The sequence below is a fragment of the Streptomyces sp. NBC_00984 genome, from assembly GCF_045162475.1.
Classification (GTDB): Bacteria; Actinomycetota; Actinomycetes; order Streptomycetales; family Streptomycetaceae; genus Streptomyces.
On record NZ_CP108734.1, the window covers coordinates 731,445 to 743,351 of the forward strand.

The following is an 11,907-nucleotide window of genomic DNA, read 5'->3' on the forward strand; positions in this document are numbered from 1 at the left end:
AGGTGGGGTCCTGATGATGCACTACAGCGAGTACCGAGCCCATGATGCGGTGGGTCTGGCCGAATCGGTCGCCCGGGGAGAGGTCTCACCGGACGAACTGCTCGATGTCGCCATCGCCCGCGCGGAGGCCGTCGACGGCAGACTCAACGCGATCGTCCGGCCGATGCACGAACTCGCCCGGGAGCGGGCGAAGGGGCCACTGACCGGGCCGTTCGCCGAACTGGACACCCCTCGACCGGTACGTGCCGTGGCCCGGACCCTGATGCGAGTGGGGCTGCTGGGAGCCCTCGCCGGGACCAGGGCATGGGAGCGCGCGGTGATCGCCAACCTCTCGGCGACCCCGTACACCCAGCTGGCCAACATCACCGGCCGGCCCGCGATGAGCGTCCCCACCTACCGCACTCCCGACGGTCTGCCCCTCGGCGTCCAGTTCGTCGGCCCGCTGGGCGGCGAGGGTACGCTCCTCGCACTCGCGGCCGGGATCGAGGCCGAACGCCCCTGGGCGCACCTCGAACCATCGCTCTGAGCACACGGTCCTCCGCAACCCGCGCAGGAGCTCGCGGGTTGCGGAGGACCGCCGTGCACCCGCTCAGGAACGGATCGCCTCCACACGTCGGTTCATGTGCGCCTCGCGATCGGCCCTCGTCGCGGGTGCGCCCACGATGCCCGGCCGCGTCTGCCAGGGCAGTGGGCCCGCCGGCGCCCGGTACTCCACACCGATGGCGTCGAGCCGGGGCAGGTGCGCGTCGTACAGACGGGTTCGGAACTCGTCGAAGTCACGGTCGCCCGCGCCGCGCCAGAGCGCCTCGGCCACCGCGCACAGGCGGGGGAACGCGTAGTAGTCCACCATGCGCGGCGTGTCCATGTGCTCGGTCCACAGATTGGCCTGTCCCCCGAGCACCCGCGCGGCCTGTTCGTCGGTCAGGCCGTCCGGGACCGGGTCGAAGGAGTAGGCGTCCTCCAGCGTCACGGGGACGGAGACCGGAATCGGCTCGTCGGGATGTTCCGACTGGCGGTAGTCGAGATAGACCTGGTCGTCCGGGCAGGACACCACGTCGAAGCCCCGGCGTGCGGCGGTCACGGCGCCTGTCATTCCGCGCCAGGAGGCCACGGCGACACTTGGCGGGAGCTCCCCCTCCAGGATCTCGTCCCAGCCGAAGACACGCCTCCCGCCTTCCGCGACGTGGGCGGCGATCCGGGCGATGAACCACGCCTGCAGGGCCTTCTCGCCGGGCAGGCCGCGCTCGGCCATGAGTTGCCGGGTGCGCGGATCGCCCTTCCACTGGTCCTTGGGGCACTCGTCTCCTCCCACACCGATGAAGGTGCTGGGGAAGAGCGCCATGACCTCGTCGAAGACCCCCCGGAAGAAGTCGATGGTCGACTCCTCCGCGTTCAGGGTGTGGGGGCTGACGCCCCATCGGGTCATGACTTCCAACTGCTGGCCCGTCACGCCCAGTTCGGGGTAGGCGGCGATGGCCGCCTGGGAGTGTCCGGGGACGTCGATCTCCGGTACGACCGTGACGCCGCGCTCCGCCGCGTGGGCGACGATCTCGCGGATGTCGTCCTGGGTGTAGTAGCCGCCGTGCGGCCTGTCCTCGGTCCTGTCGTCGTCCGTGGAACCCAACTGGGACGAACTGCGCCATCCACCGGTCTCCGTGAGACGCGGGAAGCGCAGGATCTCCACGCGCCAGCCCTGGTCGTCGGTGAGATGTAGGTGGAGGGTGTTGAGGCGGTGCATCGCCATCAGGTCGATGAAGCGCAGCACCTCCCGCTTGGGCAGGAAATGCCTGGCCACGTCCAGCATGGCTCCGCGCCAGCGGAAGTGCGGCGCGTCCTCGACGACCGTCCCCGGCACCGCCCACCGCTCGTCGGTGGTCCGGGAGCTGCGGTAGACCCGTGGCGGCAGCAGTTGCAGCAGGGCCTGGCAGCCGTAGAACACCCCGCCGGCGTCCCCGCCTTCGATGCGGACACCGGTCCGCCCGGACTCCAGCCGGTATGCCTCGGCCCCCAGTTCCGGACGCAGCGTCAGGGCGATGCCCGGTCCGGACTCCTCGCCGGTGAGGGGCAGGGGCAGCCCCGTCGCGGGGCGCAGGGCCGACTGCAGCCAGGCGGCGGTCGTGGCCAGTTCGCCGGGGGCCTTGATCGTGGTGGCCGCGTCGAGCGGGAACTCTCCCGGGGCGGGTCGGACCGTGACGGGCCGGGGCAGCAACATGGGGGTCGTCATTCCTGCCGATTCCTTTCGACGGGCCCGTGTCCCGAGGACACCCGCCCTACATATACAGAGACTTTGGTTAAGACCGGACCTGGATGGACCGCGCCGACGGGAACGCTCAGGACGACGGTTCGGGCAGCATCGTGTCGACGTCGTACAGCCGGGCGTCCACGTGATCGAGTGCGAGCCGTACGGCGCCCAGCACCACGGCCTGGTCGGAGAGGGAGGAGACCGCGAGCGCCGGGGGTTCCAGGCACAGCGGGTCGAGGTGCCGCCGCAGCGGCTCCAGCAGTACGTCACCGGAGCGCGAGACCCCGCCGCCGATCACGACGAGTTCCGGGTCCAGGGCCAGGACCAGGGCGGCGATGCCCTCGGCCAGGTCGTGGGCGTACTGCTCGACGGCCCAGCGGGCCGCCGGTTCACCGGTGCGGGCCTGGGCGAAGACGTACTCGGCGGCCTCCTGGGGCAGGGTGTCCGACGGCATCTTCGGATAGCCGGTCAGATGCGAGGTGGCCCGGTGCCAGCCCACCAGGGACAGTGCGCCGATCTCGCCGGCCGCTCCCCCGCGCCCCCGGTGCACCCGGCCGCCGATCAGCAGACCGGCCCCGGTACGCACTCCGGACAGGACGAAGGCCACGTCGTCGACGCCCTGGGCCTCGCCGATCCAGCCCTCGGTGAGTGCGGCCAGATTGCAGTCGTTCTCCACCAGGACCGGGCAGTCGAAGTCGACGGCCATCTCGCCCGCGAGGTCCAGCCCGTCCCATTCGGGCAGGCCGACGCAGCGTTTGACCAGGCCGTCATGGCTGACCACCCCCGTGGTGCCGACGCAGACGGCGGCCAGCTGGGCGCGCCCGACCGCCGCCGACTCCAGTGCGTCCACGGCCGTCGCGCGCACGGCGGCCAGCCGCTCGGCACGCCCCGCGTCCGCGCTCACCCGCTGGGTGCGGGACGCGACGACGGTGCCGTCGAGGTCGGCGACGGCCGCCCTGATGCTGTACGAACCGATGTCGATCCCGAGCACGTAGTCGCCGGTGGAGTGGAAGCTGAACAGCCGGGCGGGACGGCCCATGTGGCCTGGCTGCGGCGGCAGTTCCTTCAGCCATCCGGAACCGAGCAGCTCCTCCGTCAGGCTCTCCACGGTCGGGCGGGACAGACCTGTGCGCCTGGTGACCTCGGTGAGGCTGAGGGGGCCCTGGCCGCGCAGGGCGCGAAGTGTCGTGACCAGGTTGATGCGCCGCAGCCGCGAGGTGTCGCCTCCGGAAATTGTCACCGTCACTCCCTTGACAGGCTCTGTACCCGAGAAATAAAAACAGGTTGCATTAGTAAGTGGCAAGTCCGAGGGGGTATTTGTGGTCACTCTCGCCATCATCGGGGCGGGGCTGCGCGGTATGAGCTACGCGCGGCGTGCTCTGGAGACCGGCGCGGCGCGTGTCGTGGCCGTCGCCGAGCCCGATCCGGAACGCAGGCGCAGCATGGCCGCAGCGCACGACGTACCGGCCGAGAACGTCTTCGCCGACTGGCGGGATCTGCTCGCCCGGGACCGGCTGGCCGACGCCGCGGTGATCTCGACGCAGGACAGCATGCACACGGCGCCCGCGGTGCGGGCGGCGGAGCTCGGTTACCACCTGCTCCTGGAGAAGCCGATGGCGCAGACGGAGGAGGAGGCCGCCGCCATCTCCGCGGCCGCCGACCGCAATGACGTTCTGCTGGCCGTCTGTCACGTCATGCGCTACACCCCCTACACCGTCAGGCTCAGGGAGCTCATCGCCGAGGGCCGGATCGGCGACGTGATGAACATCCAGCACCTGGAACAGGTCGGCTGGTGGCATCAGGCCCACTCGTTCGTCCGGGGCAACTGGCGCAGCCAGGAGGAGTCGGGCCCGATGCTGATGACCAAGGCCTGCCACGACCTCGACTGGATCGCCCACGTCAAGGGAGCACTGCCCGAACGGGTGTCCTCGTTCGGCAATCTGGTGCACTTCCGGGCCGAGAACCGGCCCGCCGGCGCGGCGGACCGATGCGTGGCGTGCCCGGTGGAGTCCACCTGCCCGTACTCCGCCAAGCGCATCTACCTCGATTGTCTGGGGGACGTGGACAAGGAGTTCTGGCCGCTGTCCGCGGTCACGGCCGACCACACCGAGGAGGGGGTGCTCGCGGCGCTGCGCGAGGGCCCGTACGGCCGGTGCGCGTACACCTGTGACAACGACGTGGTCGACACGCAGGTGGTGACCATGGAGTTCGCCGACGGCACCTCCGCCACCTGCACGGTCACCGCGTTCGCGGCACTGGAACACCGCAAGACCCGGATCTTCGGCACCCGCGGCTCCATCGACGGCGACGGCGTCGTCCTGCGCCTGCACGACTTCGTGACCGACGAGGTCACCGTCATCGACACCGGTGCCAACGGCGATCCCACGGCAGCCACCGGGCACGGCGGCGGTGACGCGTCCCTGTTCGACGCCTTCGTCGACGCCATCAGCGGGAACGACCCCTCCCTGGTACTCACCGACGGCGCCGAGAGCCTGGCCACGCACCGGGTCGTCTGGGCGGCCGAGCGCGCTCGCCGCACCGGCACCGTCGTATCCCTCCTGCCGGACTGATCCCCGGCCGTCGCACCACGCCCGCGGACTCCCGCGCCCACCAGCCACCCTCACGAAAGGCACACTCCCGTGCGTAAGTTGACAGCCATGCTCACCGTCGGAGCTCTCGCCCTGAGCGTAGGCGCCTGCGGCAAGAAGAACGGTTCCGGCTCCTCGGACAAGGAACTTGTCTACACCTCCTCCTGGGGTGCCGACGAACCGCAGGGGAAGCTCATCAAGTCGATAGCCGACGACTTCACCGCGGCGACCGGCACCAAGGTCGACCTGAAGTTCGTGGGCCGCAAGGGCACCGACACGCTCCCCACCGAGATGAACGCGGGCCAGGGCCCGGACCTGTTCGACACCTCCACCGACAGCGTCGGCGCCTTCGTCGCACAGAATCTCGCCGAGCCGCTCGACGACGTCCTGGACATGGAGGTGCCGGGCGAGGGCAAGAAGGTGCGGGACGTGCTGCCGGATTCCGTGCAGAAGGCGTCGACCGACAAGGGTCATGTGCGCTTCATGGCCCACACCGTGATCTCCACGGCCGTCTGGTACGACGCGGCCAAGCACGCGGGGCTCGCTCCCAGGACGTGGAAGGAGTTCATCGCCTATCTCGACGAGGCGAAGAAGGACGGCCGCACGCCGCTGGGCCAGGACGGCACGGTCAACTTCTACAACGCGTACTGGTTCTACTCGGCCCTGGTCCGCTCCGAGGGTGCCGGCAGCCTCAGCGCCCTGGGCCAGGATCCGGCCGCCTGGGACAAGCCGGCCGTTCTCGCGGCGGCCGAGAAGGTGGAGCAGCTGGCCGACGGCGGCTACTTCCAGAAGGACTTCATGGCCACCAAGTACCCTGCCGCGCAGGATGCCTGGGCCCAGGGCAAGTACGACCTGAACCTGAACGGCACCTGGCTGGCCGCCGAGACCGGATCCAAGCTGGCCAACGGCACCGAGGTCGCCTCGTTCCAGCTGCCGGCCGGCGGCAAGAACTCCGTGGAGGTCGGCACGCTCGGCTGGGGTGTCAACGCCAAGGGCCACAACGTGGAGACGGCCAAGGAATTCCTCGCCTTCGCCCTGCAGAAGAAGTACGAGGAGAAGATCTCCGGCACCGCACACAACATCCCCGCGCGCCCGGACGTCCCCGCGCCGGGCTATCTGGCGGGCGTGCAGAAGGACGTCGCCGAGGCGAAGTACACCCATCGGACCTACGACGACATGGCCGCGGACAAGAACTGGTGGAACAACGTCTTCCTGCCCCTGGACGACCAGTTGCTCTCCGGCAAGATCGATGCGGCGGCCTTCGTGAAGACCGGCAAGAAGAAGGCCGCCGGCTACCTCGCCAGCAAGGGCTGAGCCCATGGGGACAGCAACACTCACCCCGCCCACGACAGCGGCGGCGCCCGTCGCGGGCAAGGCGGGCAAACGGGTGCGGCCGGCGCGCGAGCGGGCCTTCTGGCCCTTCCTGCTCCCCGCGCTGATCGCCTACACCGCGCTCTTCGTCCTGCCGTCGTTGTTCGGCTTCTGGGTCAGCTTCAACAAGTGGGCCGGTCCCGGCTCCGCCATGACGTGGAACGGCCTCGGCAACTACCTGGAGCTGACGCGCAGCGAGGCCTTCCGCACCGCCTTCGTCAACACCTTCGTGCTGGCCTTCGGGGGCGGAGCCCTGGTCTTCGCCTTCACCTTCCTGTCCATGATGGTGCTGCGGCAGGTCAAGGGCCGGGCCTTCATCCGGTCCGTGATCTTCCTGCCGATGATCATCTCGGTGATCGCGGTCGGTGTCGCCATCGGCTTCCTCCTCAATCCCGACGGCGCGGTCAACACGATCCTGGGCTGGGTCGGCATCGAGGCACGGCCGTGGCTGGGTCCGGACATGGTGTTCAAGTGCATCGTCGCCGGTCTCGTGTGGTCGAGCACCGGCTTCTACGTGGCGCTGATGATGTCGGCCGCCGACTCCATCCCGCCCTACCTGTACGAGGACGCCAAGCTGATCGGCGCCACCAAGTGGGAGCAGTTCCGGCACATCACACTGCCGCTGACCTGGGACGTGTTCGCGGTGTCGGCCGTGTTGTGGGTGGTCAACAGCCTGAAGGTGTTCGAGATCGTGATCGCCTTCACCACGGCCGGCACTCCGGCCAGCCCGCCGATCCAGGCCCGCACCGTGGCGGTGCAGCAGTACGCCTCGGTGGCCGGCGGCGGTGTGCCCGAACTGGGTTCGGGTGCCGCCATGGGCGTCGTCATCCTGATCGTGACGACGATCCTCATCGTACTGACCCGGCGTGTCACCCGCCGCGAACGTGTGGAGCTGTCATGAGGCGCCTGCTCGGCGACATTCTGGTGCCGCGCGCGACGACCGTCGCGCTGTGGGCCTGGGTCGTCTTCAACCTCGCGCTGGTCGCCTGGGTCGGCCTCCAGTCGCTCAAGGAGTCCGGGCAGGTCTGGCTCTCGCCATTCGCGCTGCCGGACACCGTCGAGTGGGGCAACTACTCCGCGGCGTGGAAGGCGGCCGGCTTCTCCGCCGCCGCGCTCAACAGCACCGTCCTGACCCTGGTCGGATCCCTGCTGATCGTCGCGCTGTCGGCGCCCGCCGCGTACGTCCTGGCCCGCTCCGACCGGCGCGCCGCGGGGCGGCTCACCGGGTACTTCGCGATGGGGCTGAGCATCCCGGTCCAGACGATCGTGATCCCCATCATCGTGATCAAGCTGTCCGTGTCCACGTTCATGATCGACTGGGTGACCGGATGGTGGGACAACCGCATCACGCTCCTGGTCTTCCAGGTGGTGCTGTCGCTGCCGTTCGCCGTGTTCGTGCTCACCGGCTACATGCGCTCGCTGCCCCACGAGATCGAGGAGGCGGCCGAGCTGGACGGCGCGGGTCCGCTGCGCGCCTTCGTCCAGGTCGTGCTGCCGGTGGCCAAGCCGGGCGTGATGACCGTGTTGATCCTCAACGTCATCGGCCTGTGGAACGAGACGCTGCTCGCCCTGTTGATCACACCCACGCCTGAGGAGCGCACGCTGCCCGCGGCCCTTCTCAGCCTCTATGGCTCCATGCAGTACAGCTCCGACTGGGGCGCCCTGTTCGCCGGAATCGTGATCCTGGTCTATCCCATGATCGTGCTCTACCTCTGGCTGGGCCGCCGCATCGTCGAGGGCATGACTGCGGGGATCGGTAAGTAACGCGCGACAGAGACCGGCAATCCGATCGGAAGGACCGAGACTTGCGTACCTTGCGTACCTCACGTATCCCAAGCACCTCACCCACCCCGCGGAGGCATCTCGTGGGGGCGCTCCTGGCGGCTCTCGCCCTCCCGCTCTCCGCGGTGGCGGCGGGGTCCGCGCAGGCGGTGACCCCTGCCCAGCACCATCCGCGCGCGGCGGGCACCACGTACTACGTGGACGCCGAATCCGGCAACGACAGCGCATCGGGCCGAAATGAGTCCGCTGCCTGGAAGTCCCTGGCCAGGGCGAGTCAGTTGACGCTGGGTCCCGGTGACCAGCTGCTGTTCAAGTCCGGTCAGCGGTGGAAGGGACGGCTCGACGTCCAGGGGGCGGGGGCGGTGGGCGCCCCGGCACTCGTCGGCTCGTACGGCAGCGGCGCCAAGCCGGTGATCGAGGGCGGCGGCACGACCGATGTCGCGGTCAAGCTCAACAACGTCCACGACTTCACCCTCGACGGGCTGGAGGTGACCAACTGGAGCGACGGCACCACCCCCCGCTCCGGTGTGAACCTCTTCGCCAAGGACGCGGGCAAGCTGTCCAACATCACCCTGCGCAATCTGAACATCCATGACGTCGACGGCCCCGGCGGCAGCACCGTCAGCTCTGCCGGGCTGCTGGTCTCCATCCGCGGCAACCAGACGCCCACGTACTTCGACAACCTGGTGGTGGAGAAGAACGAGGTCAGCAGGATCCGTTCGTACGGGATCATCACCTGGTCCACCTGGTCCCGGCGCAACGGCATGACCAGCCTGTACCCGGTGGAGACCGGCATCCCCGACAGCGAGGTCGTCACCTGGACGCCCAGCACCGGCGTCAGGATCCGCGACAACTACGTCCATGACGTGACGGCCGGCGGCATCACTCCCATGCACACCAGGGGCGCCGTCGTCGAGGGCAACCGCGTCCACAAGGCCGCCAGCGGCCGGCTCAACACCAAGGGCGGCAACGTCGCCATCTGGTGGCAGGGCAACGACGACCTGCTCGTGCAGCGCAACGAGGTGTCGGGCACCGGCTTCAACGGGCCGGGCACCGACGGCCACGGCTTCGACGCGGACGCCGACAACAACCACAGCGTCGTCCAGTACAACTACAGCCACGACAACGACGGCGGGTTCTTCATCACCGTCTCCTTCAACGGAGCACCGACCAAGGACACCGCGGTCCGGTACAACCTGAGCAAGGACGACGGCTACGAGGTCTTCAGCCTCTCCACCAAGACGTCGGGCACCCACATCTACAACAACACGGTCTACGCGAGCGGCCGGGTCGTCACCGTGCACCCGCCCTACACCGGAGCCGGCGAATATCCGCTCGGCAAGATCGTGCACATCTACAACAACGCGAGCGGCATCGAGATCCGCAACAACATCTTCTACAACCGCACCACCGCCGGCTACGACACCGCCAACGGCACCGTCTACGACTCCAACCTCTACTGGGGCACCGGCACGCCCGTCGCCCCCTCCGGCGACATCAACGCGATCAAGGCGGACCCGAAGCTGGTCTCCATCGGCACCGACCCGGCGGGCTACAAGCTCCAGGCCGACTCCCCCGCACGGGGGCGCGGCGCGACGGTGGCGCAGGGCCTCAAGGACTACTTCGGCAACCCGGTCCCGGCCACGGCTCCCGACCGGGGCTTCCACCAGTTCACCGGAGCCCCGTACCGCCCGGCCGTCACCACGTCGTACCCCACGCTCGGCAACAGCCATCCCTACCGGATGACCGACGGCGACACCTCGACCGCGTGGAGCAGCGCGGCCGCAGGCATCGCCTTCCCCGGCACCATCGACGTGGACTACCGGCGGCCCACCAGCATCGGCTCCGTCACCCTGCACACCGCCTTCGCCACCGGCCAGGGCATCAAGCAGCTCGACGTGCAGACCTGGAACGGCTCGTCGTGGGTGACGCAGGTCGCCGGGCAGCAACTGGCCTGGACCGGCAACACGTCGACCGTCGAGCAGCGCACGATCACCCTGCCGCAGCGGGTCACGACCGAGCGTCTGCGCCTGACGGTCCGCGACGCCCACCTCCAGTGGGGCAACTTCGCGGTCTACGAGATCCAGGCCGCCTGACGGGTGGGGCGGCCCGTACGGCATCCGAGGGCCGCAACCCGGGCCGCCCCGCCGAGTTCGTGAACGGATGGAACCCCGACGGCCTCCCGGCTGCGCGGACGCGTGGAACTCCGGGAGGCCGTCAGGGCCGTTCACACGGTGTGCTCGACGACGCCGCCGACCACGACGGTCTCCGCCACGGTGCCGGGGATGTCCTCGGGTGCGGCGCGCAGGATGTCGCGGGAGAGGACCACGAAATCGGCGGCCTTGCCGACGGTGAGCGAACCGCGTTTGTCCTCGAGGAAGTTGGCGTAGGCCGAACCCATCGTGTAGCCGTGGACCGCGGTCTCCACGCTGATCGTCTCCTGCGGCATCCAGGGCTCCCCACCGCTCAGCGGACGCCGGGTGACGGCGGTGTGGATGCCGACCATCGGGTCCATCTCGGCCACGTTCCAGTCGCTGGACAGCGCGAGCACGGCCCCGGCCGTGTGCAGGCTGCGCATGGGCCATGCCTTGTGCCAGCGCTCGGCCCCGACGTTCTCCGCCCAGTCCTTTCCGGGGCCGGCGACCTCCGGGGCGCTGTGGCGGGGCTGCATGCACGCGACCACGCCCAGGGCGGCGAAGCGCGGGGTGTCGTCGGGGTCGAGGCACTCGACGTGGACGACCTGGTGGCGGGCGTCCCTCGCCCCGTTCACCGCGCGCGCCCGCTCGACGGCGTCCAGGACCGTACGGATCCCCCTGTCGCCGGTGGCGTGGACGAAGCACTGGAAGCCGCGGGCGTCCAGCTTCGTCAGCAGCTCGGCGAACTCCTCGGGCGGGTAGAAGGTGTCGCCCTGGTGGTGGCGGCAGCCCGCGTAGGGCTCCAGGAGGGCCGCGGTCCGCGGCTCCACCACGTCGTCGATGTAGAGCTTGAGCGGTCCGACCCGGATCCGGTCGTCGTCGTGGCGCCGGGCGGCGTCGGCGAAGTTGTCGAGGTCGGCGTCCGTGGTGCCGCGCGGGTGGAAGAGGGCGGCGACGATACGGGACTTGAGCCGGCCCTCGGCGCGTGCGCGCTCGAAGAGGGGGAGGTCGTCGAGCGAGTTCTGGGGTTCTACCACCGTGGTGATGCCGAAGCCGATGGCGTCGTCCAGGGACTTGGCGAGTCGCCCGTACTGCCGGTCCGGCGAGGCCCACGGCAGACCCAGCTCGCGCAGGGCCCGGTGGCCGTCGCGGGAGAGGCCCTTGACCGCGAAGTCCTTGATGAAGCCGGTGGGTTCACCCGTGGCCGGGTCCGTGGCGGCCTCGCCGAAGGGCAGGTGGGTGCGGTCGCGGTCGATTCCGAGGCGGCGCAGGCCGGCGGTGTTCACCCAGGCGGTGTGCACGTCGTAGCTGAGCACGAAGGCCGGTACATCGCCCGTGGCCGGGTCGAGGTCCGCGGCGGCGGGCATCCGGCCGTCCGGGATGGCCGAGTAGTCGAAGGCCTCCGCCTCGATCCACTCGGCGTCGGGGTTGGCCGTGTGCCAGGCGCGGATGCGGGCGTGGACCTCGTCGAGGGTACGGGCACCGGAGAGCTGGACGCAGGCGTCGTCCGAGCCGAGCCGGACATGGTTGTGGGCGTCGATGAACCCGGGGAGCACGAGCCTGCCTTCGGCATTGATCACGCGTGTCTCCGGTCCGGTCCACCCCCTGGCGTCCTCGTCGGCACCGAGCCAGGCGATGCGGCCGTCGACCACCGCCATGGCCTGCGCCTCGGGAAACGCCGGGTCGACGGTGTGGATGCGGGCGTTGCGCAGGACGAGATGGGCGGGACGGGCGGGGCTGGCCATATGAGGTGACTCCTTGTGGTGCGGTCGGTCCGGTGGTTCGGTGG

At 69.7% G+C, this 11,907-nt stretch carries 9 protein-coding genes; 6 read left to right on the forward strand and 3 right to left on the reverse strand.

Features of this window, described 5'->3' with window-relative positions:
- The first annotated feature begins 13 nt into the window (after positions 1-13).
- Positions 14-526 (forward strand): amidase family protein, encoded by a 513-nt coding sequence (locus OG520_RS03075; protein ID WP_406012071.1) that lies wholly within the window; start codon positions 14-16, stop codon positions 524-526.
- 63 nt (positions 527-589) lie between these two features.
- Here OG520_RS03075 and OG520_RS03080 read toward each other — a convergent pair whose 3' ends face one another.
- Positions 590-2,224, reverse strand: coding sequence for a beta-N-acetylhexosaminidase (locus OG520_RS03080; RefSeq protein ID WP_406012072.1), 1,635 nt, complete (start codon positions 2,222-2,224; stop codon positions 590-592).
- 106 nt (positions 2,225-2,330) lie between these two features.
- Positions 2,331-3,482: an ROK family protein gene (locus tag OG520_RS03085; protein WP_406012073.1), complete on the reverse strand. Its 1,152-nt coding sequence runs from the start codon at positions 3,480-3,482 to the stop codon at positions 2,331-2,333.
- A gap of 79 nt (positions 3,483-3,561) precedes the next feature.
- Between OG520_RS03085 and OG520_RS03090 the strand changes: the two genes are divergently transcribed.
- The 5 genes from OG520_RS03090 (at position 3,562) to OG520_RS03110 (ending at position 10,079) form a co-directional block, all read left to right on the forward strand.
- Positions 3,562-4,812, forward strand: coding sequence for a Gfo/Idh/MocA family protein (locus tag OG520_RS03090; protein WP_406012074.1), 1,251 nt, complete (start codon positions 3,562-3,564; stop codon positions 4,810-4,812).
- A gap of 69 nt (positions 4,813-4,881) precedes the next feature.
- Positions 4,882-6,144: an ABC transporter substrate-binding protein gene (locus tag OG520_RS03095; RefSeq protein ID WP_406012075.1), complete on the forward strand. Its 1,263-nt coding sequence runs from the start codon at positions 4,882-4,884 to the stop codon at positions 6,142-6,144.
- Positions 6,145-6,148: 4 nt separating this feature from the next.
- On the forward strand, positions 6,149-7,102 hold the full coding sequence (locus OG520_RS03100) for a carbohydrate ABC transporter permease (protein WP_406012076.1): 954 nt from the start codon (positions 6,149-6,151) through the stop codon (positions 7,100-7,102).
- Positions 7,099-7,965, forward strand: coding sequence for a carbohydrate ABC transporter permease (locus OG520_RS03105; protein WP_385547088.1), 867 nt, complete (start codon positions 7,099-7,101; stop codon positions 7,963-7,965). The genes OG520_RS03100 and OG520_RS03105 overlap by 4 nt, the downstream gene beginning before the upstream one ends.
- A gap of 101 nt (positions 7,966-8,066) precedes the next feature.
- Positions 8,067-10,079 (forward strand): discoidin domain-containing protein, encoded by a 2,013-nt coding sequence (locus OG520_RS03110; RefSeq protein ID WP_406012077.1) that lies wholly within the window; start codon positions 8,067-8,069, stop codon positions 10,077-10,079.
- A 131-nt stretch (positions 10,080-10,210) separates the two neighbouring features.
- On the opposite strand, the gene OG520_RS03115 is transcribed toward OG520_RS03110, so the two are convergent.
- A complete protein-coding gene (locus tag OG520_RS03115) occupies positions 10,211-11,863 on the reverse strand; it encodes an amidohydrolase (RefSeq protein ID WP_406012078.1) in 1,653 nt (550 codons plus the stop codon).
- Between the last annotated feature and the right edge of the window lie 44 nt (positions 11,864-11,907).

Excerpts from the sequence above, each read along its gene's own strand:
- OG520_RS03075 (WP_406012071.1), top strand. The coding sequence starts at position 14 with ATGATGCACTACAGCGAGTACCGAGCCCATGATGCGGTGGGTCTGGCC.
- OG520_RS03080 (WP_406012072.1), bottom strand. The coding sequence starts at position 2,224 with ATGACGACCCCCATGTTGCTGCCCCGGCCCGTCACGGTCCGACCCGCC.
- OG520_RS03100 (WP_406012076.1), top strand. The coding sequence starts at position 6,149 with ATGGGGACAGCAACACTCACCCCGCCCACGACAGCGGCGGCGCCCGTC.
- OG520_RS03105 (WP_385547088.1), top strand. The coding sequence starts at position 7,099 with ATGAGGCGCCTGCTCGGCGACATTCTGGTGCCGCGCGCGACGACCGTC.
- OG520_RS03115 (WP_406012078.1), bottom strand. The coding sequence starts at position 11,863 with ATGGCCAGCCCCGCCCGTCCCGCCCATCTCGTCCTGCGCAACGCCCGC.